The 19,973-nt window shown below is 68.8% G+C and carries 21 protein-coding genes and 1 tRNA gene; 6 read left to right on the forward strand and 16 right to left on the reverse strand.

Annotated elements, in window-relative coordinates; all coding sequences use genetic code 11:
- Nucleotide 1 precedes the first annotated feature (1 nt).
- Nucleotides 2-133, forward strand: coding sequence for a hypothetical protein (locus FLM69_RS11465; protein WP_255502629.1), 132 nt, complete (start codon nt 2-4; stop codon nt 131-133).
- An 85-nt stretch (nt 134-218) separates the two neighbouring features.
- Here FLM69_RS11465 and FLM69_RS00820 read toward each other — a convergent pair whose 3' ends face one another.
- The 10 genes from FLM69_RS00820 to FLM69_RS00865 form a co-directional block, all read right to left on the reverse strand.
- Nucleotides 219-818: a YdhK family protein gene (locus tag FLM69_RS00820; protein ID WP_141842701.1), complete on the reverse strand. Its 600-nt coding sequence runs from the start codon at nt 816-818 to the stop codon at nt 219-221.
- Between the two features lie 97 nt (nt 819-915).
- Nucleotides 916-1,245: a ferredoxin gene (fdxA, locus tag FLM69_RS00825; protein WP_141842703.1), complete on the reverse strand. Its 330-nt coding sequence runs from the start codon at nt 1,243-1,245 to the stop codon at nt 916-918.
- Complete coding sequence (locus FLM69_RS00830) at nt 1,242-2,243, reverse strand: MFS transporter (protein WP_141842705.1); 1,002 nt, start codon at nt 2,241-2,243, stop codon at nt 1,242-1,244. The genes fdxA and FLM69_RS00830 overlap by 4 nt, the downstream gene beginning before the upstream one ends.
- A gap of 8 nt (nt 2,244-2,251) precedes the next feature.
- A complete protein-coding gene (locus FLM69_RS00835) occupies nt 2,252-2,446 on the reverse strand; it encodes an MFS transporter (RefSeq protein WP_141842707.1) in 195 nt (64 codons plus the stop codon).
- Between the two features lie 75 nt (nt 2,447-2,521).
- Complete coding sequence (locus FLM69_RS00840; RefSeq protein WP_141842708.1) at nt 2,522-3,667, reverse strand: FAD-dependent oxidoreductase; 1,146 nt, start codon at nt 3,665-3,667, stop codon at nt 2,522-2,524.
- A 46-nt stretch (nt 3,668-3,713) separates the two neighbouring features.
- Nucleotides 3,714-4,067: a metal-sensitive transcriptional regulator gene (locus FLM69_RS00845; RefSeq protein WP_006214162.1), complete on the reverse strand. Its 354-nt coding sequence runs from the start codon at nt 4,065-4,067 to the stop codon at nt 3,714-3,716.
- A 66-nt stretch (nt 4,068-4,133) separates the two neighbouring features.
- Complete coding sequence (locus FLM69_RS00850; RefSeq protein WP_306462451.1) at nt 4,134-4,298, reverse strand: hypothetical protein; 165 nt, start codon at nt 4,296-4,298, stop codon at nt 4,134-4,136.
- Nucleotides 4,299-4,438: 140 nt separating this feature from the next.
- Nucleotides 4,439-6,709, reverse strand: coding sequence for a cation-translocating P-type ATPase (locus FLM69_RS00855; protein ID WP_141842710.1), 2,271 nt, complete (start codon nt 6,707-6,709; stop codon nt 4,439-4,441).
- Between the two features lie 46 nt (nt 6,710-6,755).
- Nucleotides 6,756-7,697 (reverse strand): hypothetical protein, encoded by a 942-nt coding sequence (locus FLM69_RS00860; RefSeq protein WP_181743460.1) that lies wholly within the window; start codon nt 7,695-7,697, stop codon nt 6,756-6,758.
- The gene (locus FLM69_RS00865; protein WP_006213359.1) at nt 7,697-7,906 is read right to left on the reverse strand and encodes a heavy-metal-associated domain-containing protein; all 210 of its coding nucleotides are present in this window, start codon (nt 7,904-7,906) and stop codon (nt 7,697-7,699) included. The genes FLM69_RS00860 and FLM69_RS00865 overlap by 1 nt, the downstream gene beginning before the upstream one ends.
- 625 nt (nt 7,907-8,531) lie before the next feature.
- On the opposite strand from FLM69_RS00865, the gene FLM69_RS00870 reads away from it, so the two are divergent.
- Nucleotides 8,532-8,888 carry a hypothetical protein gene (locus FLM69_RS00870; RefSeq protein ID WP_061873204.1) on the forward strand — a complete coding sequence of 119 codons (357 nt, stop codon included), beginning with the start codon at nt 8,532-8,534 and terminating at the stop codon, nt 8,886-8,888.
- 18 nt (nt 8,889-8,906) lie between these two features.
- On the opposite strand, the gene FLM69_RS00875 is transcribed toward FLM69_RS00870, so the two are convergent.
- Nucleotides 8,907-9,344, reverse strand: coding sequence for a formylglycine-generating enzyme family protein (locus FLM69_RS00875; RefSeq protein ID WP_370510493.1), 438 nt, complete (start codon nt 9,342-9,344; stop codon nt 8,907-8,909).
- A gap of 15 nt (nt 9,345-9,359) precedes the next feature.
- Nucleotides 9,360-10,607: an IS256 family transposase gene (locus FLM69_RS00880; RefSeq protein WP_141842712.1), complete on the reverse strand. Its 1,248-nt coding sequence runs from the start codon at nt 10,605-10,607 to the stop codon at nt 9,360-9,362.
- A 252-nt stretch (nt 10,608-10,859) separates the two neighbouring features.
- Here FLM69_RS00880 and FLM69_RS00885 point away from each other — a divergent pair, with 252 nt between their 5' ends.
- Complete coding sequence (locus tag FLM69_RS00885; protein WP_141842714.1) at nt 10,860-12,104, forward strand: IS256 family transposase; 1,245 nt, start codon at nt 10,860-10,862, stop codon at nt 12,102-12,104.
- Between the two features lie 20 nt (nt 12,105-12,124).
- Here FLM69_RS00885 and FLM69_RS00890 read toward each other — a convergent pair whose 3' ends face one another.
- From FLM69_RS00890 to orn, 3 genes are all read right to left on the reverse strand, one after another.
- Nucleotides 12,125-12,391: a transposase gene (locus FLM69_RS00890; protein WP_141842716.1), complete on the reverse strand. Its 267-nt coding sequence runs from the start codon at nt 12,389-12,391 to the stop codon at nt 12,125-12,127.
- Nucleotides 12,392-12,763: 372 nt separating this feature from the next.
- Nucleotides 12,764-12,839 (reverse strand) — tRNA-His (locus FLM69_RS00900).
- Nucleotides 12,840-12,941: 102 nt separating this feature from the next.
- Nucleotides 12,942-13,568 carry an oligoribonuclease gene (gene orn / locus FLM69_RS00905; RefSeq protein WP_036384868.1) on the reverse strand — a complete coding sequence of 209 codons (627 nt, stop codon included), beginning with the start codon at nt 13,566-13,568 and terminating at the stop codon, nt 12,942-12,944.
- Nucleotides 13,569-13,658: 90 nt separating this feature from the next.
- Here orn and mptB (FLM69_RS00910) point away from each other — a divergent pair, with 90 nt between their 5' ends.
- From mptB (FLM69_RS00910) to FLM69_RS00920, 3 genes are read left to right on the forward strand one after another with little or no spacing between them, the layout of a single operon-like run.
- A complete protein-coding gene (gene mptB, locus FLM69_RS00910) occupies nt 13,659-15,314 on the forward strand; it encodes a polyprenol phosphomannose-dependent alpha 1,6 mannosyltransferase MptB (protein ID WP_141842718.1) in 1,656 nt (551 codons plus the stop codon).
- A 50-nt stretch (nt 15,315-15,364) separates the two neighbouring features.
- Nucleotides 15,365-17,038: a polyprenol phosphomannose-dependent alpha 1,6 mannosyltransferase MptB gene (gene mptB, locus FLM69_RS00915; RefSeq protein ID WP_255502633.1), complete on the forward strand. Its 1,674-nt coding sequence runs from the start codon at nt 15,365-15,367 to the stop codon at nt 17,036-17,038.
- Complete coding sequence (locus tag FLM69_RS00920) at nt 17,035-18,420, forward strand: glycosyltransferase family 87 protein (protein ID WP_141842721.1); 1,386 nt, start codon at nt 17,035-17,037, stop codon at nt 18,418-18,420. Before mptB (FLM69_RS00915) ends, FLM69_RS00920 begins: the two co-directional genes overlap by 4 nt.
- Before the next feature lie 36 nt (nt 18,421-18,456).
- Here the strand turns inward: FLM69_RS00920 and FLM69_RS00925 are convergent, their stop codons facing one another.
- Nucleotides 18,457-19,902: a DUF2079 domain-containing protein gene (locus FLM69_RS00925; RefSeq protein WP_036381181.1), complete on the reverse strand. Its 1,446-nt coding sequence runs from the start codon at nt 19,900-19,902 to the stop codon at nt 18,457-18,459.
- Between the last annotated feature and the right edge of the window lie 71 nt (nt 19,903-19,973).

Consider the following 19,973-nt stretch of genomic DNA (forward strand, 5'->3'; position numbering starts at 1 on the left):
CGTGGCCCTGATGCCCGGTGTGCTGACCCTCGAGCGTGCCGTGCGCATCCGCCGAGGCGTGCGCGGACACAGACCCGTGGTGATGCTCGCCGTGGGCGGGTGTATCGGTTTCGTGGCCGTGGTGCTGGTGTGAGTTCGGGTCCGTCATGATTCCTCTCCTCCGTCATCGAGCCAGGCCGATTGCCGCTCACCCGGTGGCCGGGCAAGCGAACGTCGGCTCAGGACGCTGGTTGGATCTCGCTCTCGACGACCCACTTGTGGTTCGTCATCTTCATGCCGTCCGTCTCGTAGTCGACCATGTAGACCGTCTCATCGGTGGACGAAGCGATGGTGGCCTTTACGCCTTCCATGCCTTCCATGTGCTCGGTGAGCAGAGTCACCTCTGTGCCGTCGGCCAGACGCTCGTCGCCGGCATCCTCAATTTCTTCCTGCACGACCCACTTGTGATCAGTGACGGGGTCGCCGCCACCTGCGGGCGTGTAGTTCACGGAGTACGTGTACGTGTCGAATGCGCCGGAAATCGTTGCTGTAGCCCCTTCCATGCCTTCCATGTGGTCGGCCGTGAGCTGCACCTCGGTACCGACAGGGTAGGTGGGCTCACTGGCTTCGGCGATACCCTCGGGTGCCGGTCCGCCGTCCATCGGGTGCTCCATCTCCTCATCAGCGCTTTCTGCGTTGTTGCCGCCGTGGCCCTGATGCTCCTCAGTAGCCGAAGGGTCGGTCTGCTGGTCGTCGTCTGCTCCGCTGGCGCAACCGGCGAGCACGAGCGCCACTCCGAGCGCTCCCGCTGCCAGTCCTGTTCGCAGTCTCCTCTGCATGTCATTTCCTTTCATCAATATGCCTACCCTATACCCCTAGGGGGTACTAGTCAAGGCTTGTGTGTTGTGTCGGTATGGATCAATCGGAAGCCCCTTCTCAGAGGGTCTGCTCGTGTTGGATGGGCAATGCGGCGATGAGGGGATGGTCGAAGCCCGTCGGTCCGATCTTCGCGGCTCCTCCGGGAGAACCCAACTCGTCGAAGAACTCGACGTTGGCCCTGTAGTAGTCAGACCATTCGTCGGGCAGGTCGTCTTCGTAGTAGATGGCCTCGACGGGGCAGACCGGTTCGCAGGCTCCGCAGTCGACGCATTCGTCGGGGTGGATGTAGAGCGAGCGTTCGCCCTCGTAGATGCAGTCGACAGGACATTCGTCGATGCAGGCGCGGTCCTTGACGTCCACGCAGGGAAGCGCGATCACGTAGGTCATGGCTGCTCCTCTCGGTCGGGTGCGGATCGGCGGTGAGAGCCGGTGGGAGGCTCGGGGAAGTCGTCAGTCTCTGCCGGGCCTGCGGCCGGGTGCGGGATGCGCAGGCGCAGGACGGTGGCGACGAGGCTGAGGGCGATGATGATCGCACCGAGGATCGTCATCGTCCCCGACAGGGTGAGCACCGGCACGAGCAATCCGGCGACGATGGTGGGCACGCCGAATGCCAGGTAGGCAACTGTGTAGATCACAGCCATCACGGCGGCGCGTTCCGACGATGCCGTGTGGGGCATGAGTGTGCGCAGTACCCCGAGGAACGCTGTGCCGAACCCGGAACCGACGATCGCGACCGAGGCGACATAGGCTGAGTAGGAACCGAGTGCGAGGGCGCCGATGCTCACTGCGGTGCCGAACGCCAGGGCACTGGTCGCATACAGGCTGATGGTGCGGGCGGAACGCCGCTGTAGGACGGACGAGGCGGTGACTCCGGAGATCGCCAGTGCGAAGATGACGATCCCAGCTTGGGTGTGCGTGGAGCCCCCAAGCTCACTGCCGACGAGGTCGGCTCCGAGCGCGAGGAAAAGCCCGTTGGTCGCCCACCCGGCGATGATCACGGGCACTCCGGCGGTGAACATGCGGCGCAGGTGCGGTGGCACGGTGAACCGCGGACGGAGGTCGCCACGTCGTATCCGGGTCTTCGGGGCCAGTTCCGATGTGCTCCACACGACCGTTGCCACGATGAGGAAGGCAAGCACGAGCGACCCGAAGACGGCAGTTGTCGGTTCGGAGGTGAGATCGAGGAGAAGCGCAGCACCGAGAGCCCCGGCCCCAAGGCCAATCATCGGGCCGATCGTGTTCCACAGGGCTGCGATGTTCCGATGCGACGGGGACTCGAAGTCGATCATCATCGCCGACAGCGCCGGGATCAGCACACCCGCTGCGAGCCCTTGCAAGGCTCGGGCGACCAGGAGCGCCGCGAGGCTACCGGCGAACCAGAACATGGCCACGCTCAGCGCCAGCGCCAAAGAACCGGCGGCCAGACCGGACGTCGGCCGACGTGGTCGGAGAGTGGTCCGAGGTAGAGCAGCGCGGCCAGGAGGGTGAAGGTGTAGACCGCGAACACGAGTGTGGTGGCGACGGGGATGAGTCCGAGCCGTTCGGCGATCTGGGGGTAGAACAAGGACGGCGCGCTGGCAGCGGCCATCATGAGAATGGTCGCTGCCAGCGAGAGCACGAAGCCCCGCCGTGGGATCTGCCTAATACAGTCTCCCGCCATCGCCTATGCCCGCACGCCGTGGAGCTGCTGCCCCCACTGGTAGACGGTGCCGACTGCGTCGATGCCAGTGACGCCGACGACGATGCCGTCGGTCTCGTGGCGGACGATGAACTCCTCACCGGCTTCCAGGTGGGCGTCTGCGCCGGCTGTGTACCCGACTCCGGAGATCATCTGACCGTAGACCATTGCCATGTAAGGGCTGCGTGGCAGGTAGGCGCCCGGATCGTCGCTAATGCCGAGGTCGTGCAATGCGGCCTGCGCGGCATGCGCACCCTGTGCGGCGGCGTCTTCCCAATGGTCGATGCGCCAGGCGCCCAGTGCCTCGTCGTGGTGCGTGGCCACACCTCCGGCTGCGTAGACGTGTTCTGCCGCGGCGCGGAGGTGATCGTCGACGTCGATACCGTTCGTCCACGGTGACGGGGCTGCGGGCGTCGTGCCGAGCGCGAGGAGAAGGAAGTCAGCCACGACGGGATTTCCGTCGTTGAGGGTGATGGTGACACCGGATTCTGTTTCGTTGACATGCTGGAGAGTGCGACCGAATCGGGCCTGCACCTTGGCGGCATGGTCGGCGGCGAGGCGCTCAGCCACGGGCGCCCCAAACGCTCCGACGCCGGGAACTGAACTGCGGGAGACCAGCGTGACCATGTGTCCGTCGGCTTGCAGAGACGAGGCTGTCTCGGCTGCGATGATTCCACCGCCGTAGATCGCTACCCGCGCGGGTCGCCCCAGTCCGGTCAGCAGCTTTCGGATGCCCAGGGCATCCTCCACGGAGTGAAGAGCGGTGACCCGCCCTTGTCCGGCGTCTTCGCCGCCGAACACGTCAGCGGGCAGGGAGCGAGGCATACTCCCGGTCGCGACGATGAGCGCGTCGTAGGAGACCTGTGCGCCGGAGGTCAGCTGGACCTGCTTCGCCGAGGTATCGACTTTGAGCACGGTGTCGGCGATGACCTCGATCTGAGGCAGCGGGAGCTTGATCATCTCCGGCGGTGTCGGACCGAACGCGATTCCCTTGATGAGCATCCGCGTATAGGGCGTCTCCCCGGTGCGGGTCACCAGCGTCACCCGGACATCGTCGCGTGAGGCGAGAGTGCGGGCGGCTGCGGCCCCGGCTGCTCCCGATCCGAGGATGAGGACGTGCTGTGGGGTCATAGAAGAACTCCTGGATGCTGGTCGTGATCGAAATGATGCGCCGGCGTCAGGAGCGCACGAGGCGGGCGATGGCCTCGGACGCCTCGCCGAGCCTCTGCTCGCTGACTGGTCCGCCGGCGAGTGCGGCGTCGAGGACGCAATGCTTGAGGTGATCGTCGAGCAGGCCGAGGGCGACGTTTTCGAGTGCCCTGGTGACTGCGGAGATCTGGGTGAGGATGTCGATGCAGTAGCGGTCCTCGTCGACCATCCGATCGATGCCGCGGATTTGGCCTTCCAGGCGGCGCAGGCGATTGCGGTACTTCGTCTTATCGCTGATGTATCCGTGGACGGACGCGTCGCCGTCGCCTCCTGCGGGGCAGGTGTCGAGATGGGTTTCGGTGGTGGGAGTCGTAGTGGTCATGTCGGCTCGCTCCGATCAGGTGGCGGGGTGCCGCAGCGGTGCCGCGGCACCCCGCACGCTGGTGGATTACGCCATGTTGGCGGCGTACTTGGCTGGGTCCGAATCGAACGCGGGCCCACAGCCAGCGCAGCAGAAGTAGTAGCGCTCATCCTCGAAGTCGCGGTAGAGGCCGGCGGCCTCGGCGGTCTTCTTGCTGACCGGGGTGCCGACCATGACCGGGCAGGTAGTCATGTCATCGGCGCCCCCGCCAAGAAGGTTCTCGCGTCCACCGTTCTCCACGGCCGGGTTGGTCTCGTTCGTGCTGCAGCAGCTGCTCATTCTCTGGTGTTCCTTCGTTATTGGATTCGTGTGGATGGGTGGGTTCTCGTACGTCACTTCGAGGCGACGCTCGTGAACCCGCGCAGGCGGAGGCTGTTGCCGACGACGAAGACGCTGGAGAACGCCATCGCCGCACCTGCGAGCATGGGGTTGAGCATGCCGAGCGCAGCGACCGGGATCGCGGCGGTGTTGTAAGCGAATGCCCAGAACAGGTTGGTCTTGATCGTCGACAGGGTCTTCCTGGACAGGCGGATCGCGTCGACGGCGGCCCGCAGGTCACCGCGCACGAGCGTGATGTCGGAGGCCTCGATCGCGACGTCCGTGCCGGTGCCCATCGCGAGGCCCAGGTCGGCCTGCGCGAGCGCGGGGGCGTCGTTGACGCCGTCGCCGACCATCGCGACGATCTTGCCCTCTTCCTGGAGGCGGGTGACGACGTCGACCTTGTCCTTGGGTAGCACTTCGGCGATGACCTCGTCGATGCCGACCTCGGACGCGATCTGGCGGGCCACGGCCTCGTTGTCACCGGTGAGCAGCACCGGGGTCAGGCCGATCTCCTTGAGCCCGCGGATCGCCTCGGCGCTCGTGGGCTTGACGGTGTCGGCGACGACCAGGATGCCACGCGCAGCACCGTCCCAGCCGATCGCGACGACCGTCTTGCCCTCGCCCTCGGCCTGGGCCTTCGCCTGTGCGACCTCCGGAGAGAGCTTCTGCGACCAGTCCGCCAGCAGAGACTCGCGGCCGACGACGACCGGGGTCCCCTCGACGATACCCTGCACGCCCTTGCCCTCGACATTGGCGAAGTCCTCTGGAGTAGGCAGCTGGCCGACTTCCTGGGTCGCGCCCTTGGCGATCGCCTGCGCAATCGGATGCTCGGAAGAGTCTTCCAGTGCACCGGCGAAACGCAGCAGCTCCGCACGCTCCACACCGGGCTCAGTGATCACGTCGGTCAGAGTCATCTTGCCGCTGGTGACGGTGCCGGTCTTATCGAGCACGACGGTGTCGACCTTGCGAGTGGACTCCAGCACCTCCGGACCCTTGATGAGGACGCCCATCTGCGCACCGCGCCCGGTGCCGACGAGCAGCGCGGTCGGGGTTGCCAGACCCAGCGCGCAGGGGCAGGCGATGACGAGCACGGCGACCGCTGCGGTGAACGCGGCGGCGACGGGGAACCCGCCTCCCAGCCAGGCGCCGAGGGTGATGAACGCGACGACGATGACGATCGGCACGAAGATGCCGGAGATGCGATCGGCCAGACGCTGCACCTCGGCCTTGCCGGTCTGCGCGTCCTCGACGAGCTTCGCCATCTGTGCGAGCTGTGTGTCCGAACCCACACGAGTCGCCCGCACGACCAGGCGGCCGCCGGCGTTGACGGTGGCACCGGTGACCGAGTCGCCCTCGCGGACCTCGACCGGCACGGACTCGCCGGTGAGCATCGAGGCGTCCACCGCGGAGGAGCCGGAGGTCACGAGACCGTCGGTGGCGATCTTCTCGCCTGGACGGACGATGAACTCGTCGCCGACCGCCAGCTCAGAGGTGGGGATCTTCACCTCTACGCCGTCGCGGAGTACGGCGACTTCCTTCGCGCCCAGCTCCAGGAGGGCGCGCAGCGCGGCCCCGGCCTGGCGCTTGGATCGCTTCTCGAAGTAGCGGCCGGCGAGGATGAACATCGTCACGCCCGCGCCGACTTCGAGGTAGATGTTCGCCGCGCCATCCGACGGAGCGATCGTGAACTCGAAGGGGTGCGTCATGCCGGGAGTGCCGGCAGTGCCGAGGAAGAGCGCGTAGAGCGACCAGAGCAGTGCGACGGAGGTGCCCATCGAGATGAGCGTGTCCATCGTCGCCGCACCGTGCTTGAGGTTTGTCCACGCCGCCTTGTGGAACGGCCAAGCTCCCCAGATGATCACCGGTGCGGCCAGGGCGAGTGAGGCCCACTGCCAATACGTGAACTGCAGCGCGGGGATCATCGCCATCGCGATTACGGGAACAGTGAGCACGATCGCGCCGATCAGCCGATGCCGCAGCGAGGTGAGCTCACTGTCTTCCTCCTCCCCGGCCTCGGTCTCCGACGTGTTCGCCGTAGTGTCCTTGGGCTTGGGCAGTGCGGCCGTGTACCCGGTCTTCTCGACCTCGGCGACCAGCAGTGACGGATCGTAGCCGGCAGGCACGGTGACCTTAGCCTTCTCAGTGGCGTAGTTGACGGTGGCCGCGACGCCATCGAGCTTGTTTAGCTTCTTCTCGATCCGGTTCGCGCAGGAGGCGCAGGTCATCCCGCCGATCTCCAACTCGATGTCCAGCCCACCCGTTGGGGGCGCTGATGTGCTCATCCTCTTCCTTCTTTCTCAGCTCTCGTGCGACGCCGGGCCCTGCGGGTCAGTGGCCGTCGGAATGCGAATCGTCTGTCTTCGTGCCGTCACCATGCTCGGCGTCGATCACGAACTCGGCGGTGTGCACCTGCCCGTCGACCTGGAAGTCCAGGTAGAGCAGGTAACGGTCGGCGGTCGGGGCCTCCGCTGCGAATCCGATGTCGGGTCCGGCCGTGTCCCCGGCCTGGGGCTGGTCGCCCTCGGCGTGGACGTGCAGGTAGGCGAGGTCACCCTCGCGCAGCGCCACTAAGTGGCCGAACGCGCCCAGGTAAGGCTCCAGCGTGGTCACCGGCTGACCGTCACGCTCGACCGAGATGGTGAGCTCGCTTGAGGTGCCCGCAGTGAGGTCGCCGTTGAGGGAGACGGTGTATCCGTCGACCTCGTCGGTGGGCTGCGCCTCGGTCTCGACAGGGGTGAAGTCGCCCGCGACCTCGATTGCGCGGGTGAGAGTGATGCCTTCGGCTTCCTCGCCCGCGGGTGTGAAGTCGGCGTACACGCGGTAGGTGCCCGCCTCGTCCCAGGTCCACGGCACCGACCAGGTGCCTGTGCTCGTGTCGAGTTCGGGGTGCACGTGCTGGAAGCCGGCGCCGTCGGTGCGCACGGCGATCAGATGCAGGTCCTTCTCGTGCGCGGTGGTGTATTCGGTCACCGGTTCGCCGGACTCGTCGAGGATCTGGAAGCTCAGGTCTCCATCCTCGCCTGCGGCCGTGGGGGCCTGGACCGGAGAGAGCACGAAGCCGTCCGCGCTTGCGGAGACCCCGTTCAGAGCGGGCTCCGCGGTTTCCTGCGCAGCGTCGCCGTGCCCTTCACCGTGTGCGTTCACGCCGCTTCCTTCTGCCCATGCTGCTGCGAAGCTATCGGGAATGACGGCGCTGGCGAGGCCGAAGGCCCCGCCGAACGCCACCACCAACCCGGCCCCGTAGAGCGCGAGCCGTCCTCCGGCCTTCATCAGACGCGCACCGCCGAGTAGCCGGCCTCCTCGACCGCCGCGAGGACCTTGGCGTCGTCGATCTCGCCCTCGGCGGTGACGTTGAGCTTGCCGGTCTGCGCGCTGACTTGGATGTCCTGGACGCCGGGGATCTCGCTGACCTCCTCGCGGATCGACATCTCGCAGTGGCCGCAGGTCATGCCCGTCACCTGGTAATCGTTCGAAGCCATCAGGTGTCCTCCTTGTATGTCGGGTTGTACGTCGGGAGTACCCCTACCGGGTACGGGTACTAGTCAAACGTATACCCATGTCAGGTATTCCGCAAGGAGGGAGGCGATCGTGTGAGCTGCATTGCGCAAGTGCTGCAAACAATGGTTGGAGCGTCCGAGGTGTGCCTTGTGGTGCACCGATGCTGCGGGGCGATCCGCTGGGTTCTGGCGCTGCGCGTCGGAGAGTAGTGACCCCTCGGCTCATCAGAACCGTGGACTGCCTTGCCGCATCGACGAAGGCAGCGAAGACTGGTACGAAACCGACTCGCGCCCAGACCCGTCAGTGAGTGGGGTCAACGCTCGGGAAGCGCGGTGCCGGAGACCCCAGGCAGGGGTCTCTGACGGTGACCCTGGTGAAGGCGCGCGGGCGCAGCAGCACGGGGACAGTCAGTGGCCGGGCCGATCCCGTGGAGGACGTCGTCACCCTCGGGGTTGTCGAGATGCAGCAAAGACTGCACGCGACTCGCCGTGAACCGTTCGGAGAGGGGGCGGGATCCGGTGTGTGAGGGAGCCTGGCCGGACGCCCCTGCCGTGCTGGGGCGGGGAGCAGGCTGGGGTATCGAGTCGACAACTCTAGGCTGTCACCGTGACCACTGTTTTAGATCACCTCCGCGCTGATGACCGCGAGCACGTCGGGTACATCGAGATGACCGACGAAGGCCTCTTCATCCCCTACGACCTCCTGCGTCGGCGATGCGGTGAACCCATGGAGTCGACCGAGGCCGAAGAACTGCTTGACACCGTCGGTTTGCAGGCGTTGGGCGAACAATGGCTGCTTCGCACCGAGGGTGACGCATGGGTGCCCGTGGGCATCCAGGAGTTCTCACGAGAGGCCGTCACAGTGGCGCCGCGGCTCGATGACAGGGCGGTGGCCAAGGCGCCGGATCTCACCGCGACGGTGATGTTGTCGTTGCCTACGGATCGGCTCCGTTCCGCCGAATGAGGCTGGGCGGTTCCCTTCTCAGGCGAAGATCTCCCGCAAGGGTGTCCACCCCACGGGAAGCGGCCCGCAGATGGCGGCTCGTTGCCTGTCTGCCTCATGGGACCAGCCCTGAGCTTGTCCCGGGCTGCCGACCAGACCCCGGGCCAGGCGGAGTCCCACGTCCTCCAGGACGGCGTCCGGGGCGCTGCCCCGGCGCACTGAGGCGCGCACGCTCCAGGGTTCATCCGCCCAGCCACCCCCGCGCAGACTGCGGTAGTCGCCGTAGCGGGCGGGATCGGCGTAGTCCCAGCACCATTCCCAGATGTTGCCGAGCATGTCGTGCAGACCGTGCGGGTTGGCTTTCTTCATGCCGACGGGCTGGGGGCCCTCAAGGTGGTCGAGGCTGGTCCAGGCGATGTCTTCAAGCGGCCCGTAGGTGGGCGGGTCAAGTCCCTCGAAGTGGTGTAGCGGTTGGATCCTTCGTGGGGGTGCTCAGGCGCTGAGCTCGAGGGCGGTGTCGGTGTCCACCTCGTCTCCGGTGTTGCTCACGGGGGTGAGCCGGCAGCGGTGCAGGACTTCGAGGCCGAGGTAGCGGCGGCCCTCGGCCCACTCATCGGTCTGCTCGGCCAGCACCGCACCGACCAGCCTGACGATGGCTGCCCGGTTGGGGAAGATGCCCACCGCGTCGGTGCGGCGGCGGATCTCGCGGTTGAGCCGCTCGGCCGGATTGTTCGACCAGACCTGCGTCCACACGTCCTTCGGGAAGGTCGTGAAGGCCAGGATGTCCGCCCGGGCAGCGTCCAGGTGCTCGGCCACCGCCGGCAGCTTCTCGCTCACGTAGTCCAGCAGTCGGTCGAACTGGGCGTCCACCGCCTGGGCGTCGGGCTGGTCGTACACGCTGTGCAGCATGGCCTTCACGGCCGGCCACATGTTCTTCGGGGTGATGCCCATCAGATTCGCTGCGTAGTGGGTGCGGCAGCGCTGCCAGGTCGCGCCGGGCAGGTTGGCGGCGATGGCGTCCTTGAGCCCGGCATGGGCGTCACTGGTGACCAGGCGGACCCCGGCCAGACCGCGGGCCACGAGGTCGGCGAAGAACTCGTTCCACGCCGCCCCGGTCTCACTGGTGGCCACGCGCAGGCCCAACACCTCGCGGTGGCCATCGCCGTTGACCCCGGTGGCCAGCAACACCACCGCGTTGACCACCCGCCCGCCCTCGCGGACCTTCATCGTCAGCGCATCCGCGGCCACAAAGGTGAACGGGCCGGCCTCGCCGAGGGGCCGATGGCGGAAGGACTCCACGTGCTCATCCAGCTCGGTGGCCATCCGGCTCACCTGGGACTTCGACAGGGCGTTGATGCCCAGCGTCTTGACGAGCTTGTCCATCCGGCGGGTGGACACCCCGGCCAGGTAGCAGTCCGCCACCACCGTGATCAGCGCCGACTCCGCGCGCTTGCGGCGCTCCAGCAGCCACTCCGGGAAGTACGTCCCAGAGCGGAGTTTGGGGATGGCCACATCGACGGTGCCGACCCGGGTGTCCAGGTCCCGGTGCCGGTACCCGTTGCGCTGGGTAGCTCGGCCCGGGGTGGGTTTGCCCCATTCGGCACCGACCACCGCGTCGGCGTCCGCGGAGAGCAGGGTGTTGATCATCGTCTGCAGCAGGTGGCGCATCATGTCCGGGGACGCCTCGGACAGGGCTTCGCGCAGCAGGCCGGCAGGGTCGAGAATATGAGGAGCGGTCATCGTGATGACTCCATTCGAGGGTGCTGTGAGAGGTTCACTCGAAGGATCACACGGTGGCCGCGTCCACGTCCGAGACGACGTGGCCAACCACCGGGCGCTACACCACTATGCGGGACTCAACTGGTGGGAGTTGAGTCCCTGATAGTGGTGTAACCCTCCCCGGCCGCCAACACCGTCCCCAGCATGGACGCGGTCACCGTGGGAGCCTTCGAGTGAACCTTCCACAGCACTCTCGAAAGGGACATCACCACGATGACCGCTCCTCACATTGTCGACTCTGAACGCCTGCTACGCGAAGCGATCGGCGAAGCCTCGCCGGACTTGTTGCGCCACCTGCTGCAGACCGTGATCAACGCCCTGCTCAGCGCTGACGCAGACGCGGTCTGCGGCGCCGAGTACGGCACCGCTTCTGATACCCGCACCGCACAGCGCAACGGGTACCGCCACCGGCCCCTCGACACCCGCGCCGGCACGATCGACGTGGCCATCCCGAAACTGCGCGCCGGCACGTACTTCCCAGAGTGGCTGCTCGAGCGACGCAAGCGGGCCGAGTCCGCGTTGATCACGGTCGTCGCCGACTGCTACCTCGCTGGGGTCTCCACCCGACGCATGGACAAGCTCGTGCGCCAGCTGGGCATCGACTCGCTCTCGAAGTCCCAGGTCAGCCGGATGGCCGCCGAGCTGGACGAGCACATCGACGCGTTCCGGCACCGCCCGCTGGGGGATGCCGGCCCGTTCGTGTTCCTCGCCGCGGACGCCCTGACCATGAAGGTTCGCGAGGGTGGTCGGGTGATCAACGCGGTGGCCATGGTCGCCACCGGCGTCAACGCTGACGGGCGACGTGAGGTACTCGGGCTGCGGGTGGCCACCACGGAGTCAGGCGCGGCGTGGAACGAGTTCTTCGCTGATCTGGTCGCCCGCGGCCTTCACGGGGTGAGACTGGTGACTTCGGACTCCCACCGTGGCCTGGTCGAAGCCATCGCGGCGAACCTGCCCGGGGCCGTGTGGCAGCGGTGCCGCACGCACTATGCCGCGAACCTGATGGCGGTGACCCCGAAGGCCATGTGGCCGGCGGTGAAGGCCATGCTCCACAGCGTCTACGACCAGCCTGACGGGCCGGCGGTGCACGCCCAGTTCGACCGGCTCTTGGACTACGTGGCCGAGCGGTTGCCCGCCGTGGCTGGGCACCTCGATGCTGCTCGGGAGGACATCCTCGCGTTCATCTCGTTCCCGAAGGACGTGTGGTCCCAGATCTGGTCGAACAACCCTGCCGAGCGCCTGAATCGGGAGATCCGGCGCCGCACGGACGCGGTGGGCATCTTCCCGAACCGGGATGCCGTGGTGCGGCTCGTGGGGGCCGTGTTGGCTGAGCAGACGGATGAGTGGGCCGAGGGCCGCCGGTACCTCGGTCTCGAGCTGCTGGCCCGCTGCCGCGAGCCCCTCACGCAAGAACCGGGCACCGTGATGGACACGGAGGTGATGCCGGCCCTGGCCTGATTCTCATGCCTCGAAGACGGTTACACCACTTCCAGGGACTTGACCCGGGCCTCAGCGAGCTCGCGCTTCAGGCGCCTGTTCTCCTCGCGCAAGTCCTCGCCGGCCCGCTCCTGGGCTACCTCGTGGCCGTAGCGGTTGCACCACATCCGCAACGTCTCCTCGCCCACGCCGACCTGAGGGGCGATGGCCCGGATCGAGTGCGAGCGGGGCCCGCCTTCGGCGGCTTGGCGTTCGAGGACCATCCGCACGGCGCGCTCACGCAGCTCGGGGCTGAACTTCTTGGGCATGTTCCGATTCTCCTTCAGTTGGATCGGAACCAAACCCAGGGCGCTTCAGTCCAGGACCATCCGCACCGCGCGGTCCTTCACCTCGGGATCGAACTTCTTCGGCATGAACAACATCCTCTCGAACTCGAAAGGAAGCGGCATCACACCCGGGACGCTTCAACCGGCGGCTATGCAATCAGGCGCTGTTCAAGGCGATCTACATTGACGAGGACAACGACGTGCGAGTTGGGTACAAGACCCCATACGACGGGCTGAGCATCGAAGGCTTGCAGGACGACGCGCTCACCTGGGCCGCCGAGGCAAGAAAGTTGGGCCAGGCTCGAACCTCGACCAAGGGCGGTCCCTTGGTCGAAAGTTCAAACCTGACCCATTTGGGGTGAGCGACGGGGATTGAACCCGCGACCTTCTGGACCACAACCAGACGCTCTGCCGACTGAGCTACGCCCACCATGCCTGCTCCACACGGACGGATCCGCGCGGCGCAGCGGGGTCCACAGTACACGAGATCCCGCGCAGCGCCGAATCGGGGCGGCGGGGCCGGGGTGCCGGCTCAGGCCTGCGCCCCGGACACCACCTCCGCAATGGCGCGGGCCTCCTCCGTGGTGGGGCCGGGGGCGGGGGCCATGACGGCGGCCCGGTAGTAGCGCAGCTCGGTGATGGAGTCCTTGATGTCCCCGAGGGCGCGGTGGCCGCCGGTCTTGGCGGGGGCCTGGTAGTAGGCGCGCGGGTACCAGCGCCGGGCCAGCTCCTTCACGGTGGACACGTCCACGATCCGGTAGTGCAGGTGGTCGACGACGGCGGGCATGTAGCGGGCGAGGAACAGCTTGTCCTGGCCCACCGTGTTGCCGGCCAGCAGGCCCTTGCCGGCGGGCACGCGGGCGGCGATGTACTCGAGGACGCGCGCGGCGGCGTCGTCGAGCTCGAGGCCCTCCGCCAGCTCCGACAGCAGGCCGGAGGTGGTGTGCATGTCCCGGACGAACGGGTCCATCTGCTCGAGGGCCGCCTCGGAGGGACGGATCACCAGGTCGATGCCCTCGTCCAGGATGTTCAACTCGGCGTCCGTGATGAGCACCGCCACCTCGACGAGCTCGTCGACCTGGGGGTGCAGGCCGGTCATCTCGCAGTCGATCCAGACCAGGGGGGCGCTCTCCGGCGTGGGGGTGCTCGTCTCGCTCATGCCCCCAGGCTACTCGCGTGTCACGATGGTAGATTCGAGCGAGCCGCGCCCTCGCGCGCCCTCGCAGGACCGCACGGAAGGACCCGTCGCATGAGCGTGTCGACCCCGCGTCCGTCCGGGTCCACGGCCCACCGGCCGGAGTACGTCGGAGTCGGCGGCCTCCGCTCGGACCCCCAGGTCGCCGGCGCGGACTGGTGGCCCATCCTGGTGGGGACCCTCGGCTCCCTCCTCCTGGTGGTGGGCTCGTACTCCGTCGGCTGGCTGGCCTCGGCCTCCCCGATCAACCGCTGGCAGTGGCTGATCCCGTGGCGCACCCAGGAGACCGGCGTGCTCGCCGGCACGGCGCTCCTCACCCTCGGCTGCTGGGTGATGTTCTGGGCCTGGCTGCGGCTGGGCCAGACGATCCGCCCCTTCGGCCGCGGCGCCCTGCGCACGGTCAACCTCGCCACCGTCCTGTGGTGCCTGCCCCAGGTCGTGGCCCTGCCGATCTTCAGCCGGGACATCTTCGCCTACGTGGGGCAGGGCCGTCTCATGGTGGCGGGGCAGGACCCCTACGTGGACACGATCTCCTCGCTGTCCAACTGGTTCCAGCTCGGAGCGGACGCGACCTGGGCGGACTCCGAGACCCCGTACGGTCCGATCTTCCTGTGGATCGAGCAGGCCGTCGTCGCGATCTCGGGGGACATGAACCCGGACCTGGCGATCTTCCTGTTCCGCCTGGTGGCGGTGGCCGGCGTCGCGCTGATCATGGTCTTCGTGCCGCTGCTCGCCCGCCGGCTGGGCGTCAACGATGCGTGGGCGCAGTGGATCAGCGCCGCCAACCCGCTCTTCACCATCAGCTTCGTCGCGTCCGGGCACAACGACGCCCTCATGGTCGGCCTCGCCCTGGCCGGCACGTGGTGCGCGCTGCGCGCCGGGCATCCGCTCCGCCCCCAGCGACCCGGGCAGTCCGTCGCGTGGGGGGTGGCCGGCGTCGTGCTGGTCACCCTGTCCCTGGGCATCAAGCCCATCACCCTCGTGCTGCTCCCGTTCATCGGTCTGCTGTGGGCCGGCCCGACGGCCCGATGGCCGCGCCGGTTCGCCTTCTGGGCCCTCACCGCCGGGATCTCCTTCGGCCTCATGGCCCTGGTGGGCGTGCTCAACGGCTTCGGCTTCGGCTGGGTGGCCGTCATGGTCGGCACGGGCACGGGCACCGTGCCGTGGGGGCCGATCGGCATGCTGTCCCTCATCACGGTGGGGGCTAGCGAGCTCCTCGGACAGGGGGCGGACGTGCAGGCCGTCGAGGGCGTGTACAAGACCGCCGGACGCGTGCTCTCGGTGCTCATCGTGCTGGCCCTGATGTTCCTCGGCCGCCAGGACCGCGTGATGACGCGCATGACGTGGGCGTTCACCGCGCTGGTGATCCTCTCGCCCATCATCCAGCCCTGGTACCTGCTGTGGCTGCTGCCGTTCTTCGCCGTGATCGGCATCCGGGACAACTGGCAGATCAAGTGGGTCGTGTTCACGGTCGGCTACTTCCTGGCCTTCGGCGCGTCGGACCAGCTCTTCACCTGGCAGTTCCTGGACATCGCGGACCAGGTCAAGGCCATGTCCCTGATCGTCTCCGCCGTGTGTCTGCTGTGGATCCTCGTCGTGGACCGCCGCACCAGCCGGTTCGTGAAGGACCGCTGGCACGTGCGCCCCGCCGTGCGCGCCGGCCTGGCCCGGCTCCGTGGCGCCCCTCGCCCCGTGGAGCCGGGGGAGTGAGGCCGGCCGCCCCCGCGACGACCGGCGCCCGACGGCCCCGTCCGAGCCGCGTGGCGGCGCAGCCCGAGCCGGAGGCGGCCGTCCGCCGGGGCACGTGGGCGTCCGTGCTCATCACGGCGGGCTCCTGGGGCGTGGGATGGCTGCCGATGACGCCCGACTCGGTGTTCTCCGGCACCACCCTGCTCAACCCGCTGCGGGTCTACCTGCCCGGCGTGCTGCTCAGCACCGTGCTGCTGGCCGCCGGCTCGCTGCTCCTCGTCCGATCCTGGCTCGAGCTGGGGCGCGCGCTGCGGGGCCGCTGGGAGGAGCACGGCCGCCTGGTGGCCCGGGCCGCCTGGTGGTGGTCCGCCCCGCTGATGCTCGCGCTGCCGATCTTCTCCCGCGATGTGTTCTCCTACCTCCAGCAGGGCCGGCTCCTCGCGTCGGGTCTCGACCCGTATTCCCAGGGCGTGTCCGCCCTGCCCGGCTGGTTCATGCAGGGAGCGGACTCCATCTGGGCCGAGTCCCCGTCCCCCTACGGGCCGCTGTTCCTGCTGTTCGCCGAGACGACGTGGCGGGCCACGGGCGGCAACATCGAGCTCTCCGTCACGGCGTTCCGGCTCCTGGCGCTCGCGGGCCTGGCGCTGTGCCTGTGGGCGGTGCCGCGGCTGGCCGCCGTCGCGGGCCGCTGCGGGCCGTGGGCCACGTGGGTGGCCGTGGCGAACCCGTTGTTCCTGCTCTACATGATCGCCGGCGCGCACAATGACGCGCTGATGTCGGGGCTGATGCTCGCGGGCATCCTGCTCATGGTCCGCCCGCCCCGCCGCCGCGTGCATGCGCTGTGGGGGATCGTGCTGATCGCCCTGTCCGTCGCGATCAAGCCTCTGACAGCCCTCGTGCTGCCCTTCGTGGCCCTGCTCCTGCCCACCGGCTGGGCCCGGTTCCGCGCGGCCGATCCGCGCCTGCGCCGGCGGGACCGGCTCGGCCCGTGGTTCACGACGGCGGTGATCTCCCTGGCCGTCCTCACGATCCTCGGCGCCGGCTCCGGCCTCTGGTTCGGCTGGGTGCCGGCCATGCTCACGAGCGGGGACGCGGCGTTCCCGTACGCTCCCGTGGGCCTGCTCGGCCTGCTGCTCGGCGCGGTCGTCGAAGCCGTGACGCCCCTGGGGGCGCGCGACGTGGCCGCGGCCTTCTACACCGTGATGACGGTGGCGGCCCTCGGCTTCACGGCGTGGCTGGCCCTGCGCCGCCGCCCCCTGGACCCGGTGTTCAGCGCGGCGGCCGTGCTCGTGGTGGCCGTCGCCACCGCCCCGATCATCCAGCCGTGGTACCTGCTCTGGGTCCTGCCGCTGCTGGCGTGCGCCCTCCGCCCGCTGCCGTGGGGCGCAGACCATCCCCGCTGGCTCGGGTGGGTCACCGCGCTCGCGGTGCTGCTGCTCACCGGCGTCGGCGTGGTGGACCAGCTCTCCGTGGCACAGTGGCTGCCGGTCCTGGCCGTCCGCGTGTTCACCCTCGTCCTGATGCTCGCGGGGATCGGATGGATCATCCACCGCGATCCCGTCACCGCGCCCCTGTTCCCCGGGCGGCGGCGTCCTCCCCTGGAGGTGGTCGAGCCGCGGGCCGCGGCGGCGTCGTCGACGCCTCCGGAGGCGGGCGTGCCGCCGGACGCACCGCCCGACGGGCCCCCGTCGCCCGCCGCGCACCCCGCCTCCTCGTCCACCCGCATCCCCCAGGAGAGACCGTGACCTCCCACCCCCGCAGTCCCGCGTCGACCCGCCCGAGCGCCCGCTGGGTCGGCCTGCTCGTCGGCCTGACCGTGGCGGCCGCCGTCGTCGGCGTGCTGACCAAGCAGTGGTGCCGCGTGAACGGCTGGGCGGCCCCCGGCGTGCACGCGCACATGTGCTATTCGGACTTCGCCCAGCTCTTCCCCACGCGCGGCCTCTCCGACGGCCACTTCCCCTTCTACACGCCGCTGCCGCCCGAGCAGTGGATGGAGTACCCGGCGTTGCTGGCCGTGGTCGCGGGCGTGACCATGTGGTTCGTGCCCGCCTCCGGCGACCTGCACGAGCGCACCGTGACCTACTTCGACGTCAACGCGATCGGCGTGGTGCTCTGCTGGATCGTGCTGGTCGTCGCGACCGCGTACACCGCGCGTGGCCGCTCCCGGGACGCCCTGCTCGTGGCCCTGGCCCCGGGGATCATCCTGACCTCGATGCTCAACTGGGACCTGTGGGCCGTGATGCTGGCCGCCCTGGCCCTGTGGGCGTGGACGGCGGGCCGTCCGACCCTCGCCGGCCTGCTCATCGGGCTCGGCACCGCCACGAAGCTGTACCCGCTGTTCTTCTTCGGCGCGATCTTCGTGCTCGCGCTGCGCACGGGCCGCTGGGCCGGGTTCGTGAAGGCGGCCGTGGCCGGGGCGGCGGCCTGGCTCGCGGTGAACCTCCCGTTCATGCTGACGGCGTTCGACCAGTGGTCGCGCTTCTACACGTTCTCGGGGGACCGCGCGGTCTCCTTCTCCTCGACCTGGCTGGCGCTGGCCTGGACAGGATGGTCCGGGGAGACGTTCACGACGCTTCAGAACGGCCTGTTCCTGGTGTGCTGCGTGGGGATCGCCTACCTCGCCCTCGCGGCGCGGCACCGTCCGCGCATGGCCCAGCTGTGCTTCCTGATCGTGGCGTCCTTCATCCTGTGGGGGAAGGTGTACTCGCCGCAGTTCGTGATGTGGCTGATCCCGCTCGTGGTCCTCGCGACGCCGCGGTGGCGCGCGTTCTGGATCTGGCAGGCCGTGGAGGTCTACCACTGGGGCGGGGTGTGGATGGAGTCGGCCCGCATCACCTCGGACGGGGCGTTCGCCGGCGGCGCCTGGTGGATCACCGCCTGGTATGCCTCGGGGATCGTGGCGCACATCGTCGCCCTCGTGTGGCTCATGACCACGGTGGTCAAGGACATCCTGGACCCCGTCCGCGACCCGGTGCGCCGCACCGCACTCGACCAGGGGGCCCCCGAGATCGCCCCGGGGGTGGCGGAGGACCCACACGCCGGCGTCTTCACCGGTGCACCTGACCGACTGCTCCTGCCCCCGGCCGGACGCGGCCTGCAGCCACTCGGCGAGTCCGCGGGCCGCTGACGGCGGAGCGGGTCCGCCGGCGCCGTGGGGTTCCGCTCAGCGGTGCTCGAGGTACGTCGTGCAGGTGGGCGAGACCGCGCGGTCCGGGTGGTGCAGGACGACGACGTCGCCCGCGGACCAGACCCGCTCGAAGCCGAGCCGCTCGGCGCGGGCCAGTGCCTGCTCCGGGGTGAGGGGGTCCCAGCCGCCGAGCTCGGGCACCGAGGTGTCCACGATCATCCACGTGGCCAGTTCGTCTCCGATGTCCCCGTGCAGCCCGACGTAGGTGCGGGCCGTCAGGTGCGGCACGGCGTTGTCGGCGGCCTCGACGCACACCCCGTCCGGGATCAGCGCGACCGCGTGGTCGAGGTCGCGGGCGTGCTGCGTCATCGTCATGTCGCCGACGATCGTGCGGTGCAGCGGGTACACCTGCGGGAAGAACGCGGTGCCGATCAGACCGGCGGCCAGCGCCGTGGAGACGAGGACGGCGGGCAGCCGGCGCAGCGCGTCCCGGCGTCCGGCCAGCCGGTGGGCCGCCTCGAGCGCGGCCATGAGCAGCAGCGGGGCGAGGATCGCGTCATACTGGTAGACGGGGGCCCACACGTTGAGCCGGTCGTTGAACAGCCGCGAGAGCAGGATCGGCAGGGCCATCAGCGTCAGCGGGCTCAGGACCGGCAGGAACAGCAGCGGGACGAAGTGCAGGAGCCAGAGGGCCACCTTCAGCGGGTGGTCGAACAGCACCGCGACGGCGTTCCACGGCTGGGTCAGCAGGAACAGGACCGAACTGCGCATGTCCGGGCCCAGGGCGGTGAACTGCCAGTAGCCGAACGCCCCGGTGGGGGAGTAGTGGGGGATCACCACGGACGTGGCGAACCAGTAGCCGAGCACACCCAGCACGGCGGTGACCGCGGCCTGCGGCCAGAAGCGCCGGATCGCCATCACCAGGGCCACGGCCAGCAGGGTCACGCCCATGTCCTCTCGGACCGTGAGCAGCAGCGCCGCCAGGCCGGTGGCGAGCCACGCCCGCTGCCCGTCCAGGGCCCACACGAGCCAGGCGAGGATCGGCACGCCGAGGGTGACCTCGTGGAAGTCCCAGTTCACCATCGCCTGGAAGGGCCAGGAGAGCAGCAGGGCGGCGACGGCGGCCAGGGCCACCCCGTGTCCCGTGCGACGACGGGCGAACAGGTACACCGGCACGGCGGACGCGGCGAGGGCCAGCGCCATGACCACGCCGAGCATGCGGGGGTCCGGCCACACCCAGTAGAAGGGGGCCAGCAGCGCGAGGATCGGGTGGAAGTGATCGCCGAGGATGTGGAAGTCCACGCCCTTGACGGAGCTGAGGGGGGCGTTGAACAGCGCGTACTGCCGCACCACCTGGTCGAAGATGCCCAGGTCGTAGCCCTTGGCCTCGTAGGTGGCGTACCGCAGGAAGGAGTGCGTCACGTACAGGGCCGCGGCCGCGACGAGCAGGGCGGCCAGCTGGACGCCCTCGCGACGGGTCACACGGACCTCGGGGACGGCGGGTCGCGGGGCGCGGAGCCAGGAGCGCAGACGGTCCAGGACGGTCTCCTTCG

It is taken from the genome of Micrococcus sp. R8502A1 (genome assembly GCF_006704135.1).
GTDB classification, from domain to species: Bacteria; Actinomycetota; Actinomycetes; order Actinomycetales; family Micrococcaceae; genus Micrococcus; species Micrococcus luteus.

Bases quoted from the DNA above. Each gene is read 5' to 3' on its own strand.
- FLM69_RS00820 (WP_141842701.1), bottom strand. From the start codon at position 818: ATGCAGAGGAGACTGCGAACAGGACTGGCAGCGGGAGCGCTCGGAGTG.
- fdxA (WP_141842703.1), bottom strand. From the start codon at position 1,245: ATGACCTACGTGATCGCGCTTCCCTGCGTGGACGTCAAGGACCGCGCC.
- FLM69_RS00830 (WP_141842705.1), bottom strand. From the start codon at position 2,243: ATGTTCTGGTTCGCCGGTAGCCTCGCGGCGCTCCTGGTCGCCCGAGCC.
- FLM69_RS00835 (WP_141842707.1), bottom strand. From the start codon at position 2,446: ATGGCCGCTGCCAGCGCGCCGTCCTTGTTCTACCCCCAGATCGCCGAA.
- FLM69_RS00840 (WP_141842708.1), bottom strand. From the start codon at position 3,667: ATGACCCCACAGCACGTCCTCATCCTCGGATCGGGAGCAGCCGGGGCC.
- FLM69_RS00845 (WP_006214162.1), bottom strand. From the start codon at position 4,067: ATGACCACTACGACTCCCACCACCGAAACCCATCTCGACACCTGCCCC.
- FLM69_RS00850 (WP_306462451.1), bottom strand. From the start codon at position 4,298: ATGACTACCTGCCCGGTCATGGTCGGCACCCCGGTCAGCAAGAAGACC.
- FLM69_RS00855 (WP_141842710.1), bottom strand. From the start codon at position 6,709: ATGAGCACATCAGCGCCCCCAACGGGTGGGCTGGACATCGAGTTGGAG.
- FLM69_RS00860 (WP_181743460.1), bottom strand. From the start codon at position 7,697: ATGAAGGCCGGAGGACGGCTCGCGCTCTACGGGGCCGGGTTGGTGGTG.
- FLM69_RS00865 (WP_006213359.1), bottom strand. From the start codon at position 7,906: ATGGCTTCGAACGATTACCAGGTGACGGGCATGACCTGCGGCCACTGC.
- FLM69_RS00880 (WP_141842712.1), bottom strand. From the start codon at position 10,607: ATGACCGCTCCTCATATTCTCGACCCTGCCGGCCTGCTGCGCGAAGCC.
- FLM69_RS00885 (WP_141842714.1), top strand. From the start codon at position 10,860: ATGACCGCTCCTCACATTGTCGACTCTGAACGCCTGCTACGCGAAGCG.
- FLM69_RS00890 (WP_141842716.1), bottom strand. From the start codon at position 12,391: ATGCCCAAGAAGTTCAGCCCCGAGCTGCGTGAGCGCGCCGTGCGGATG.
- orn (WP_036384868.1), bottom strand. From the start codon at position 13,568: ATGAGCGAGACGAGCACCCCCACGCCGGAGAGCGCCCCCCTGGTCTGG.
- mptB (WP_141842718.1), top strand. From the start codon at position 13,659: ATGAGCGTGTCGACCCCGCGTCCGTCCGGGTCCACGGCCCACCGGCCG.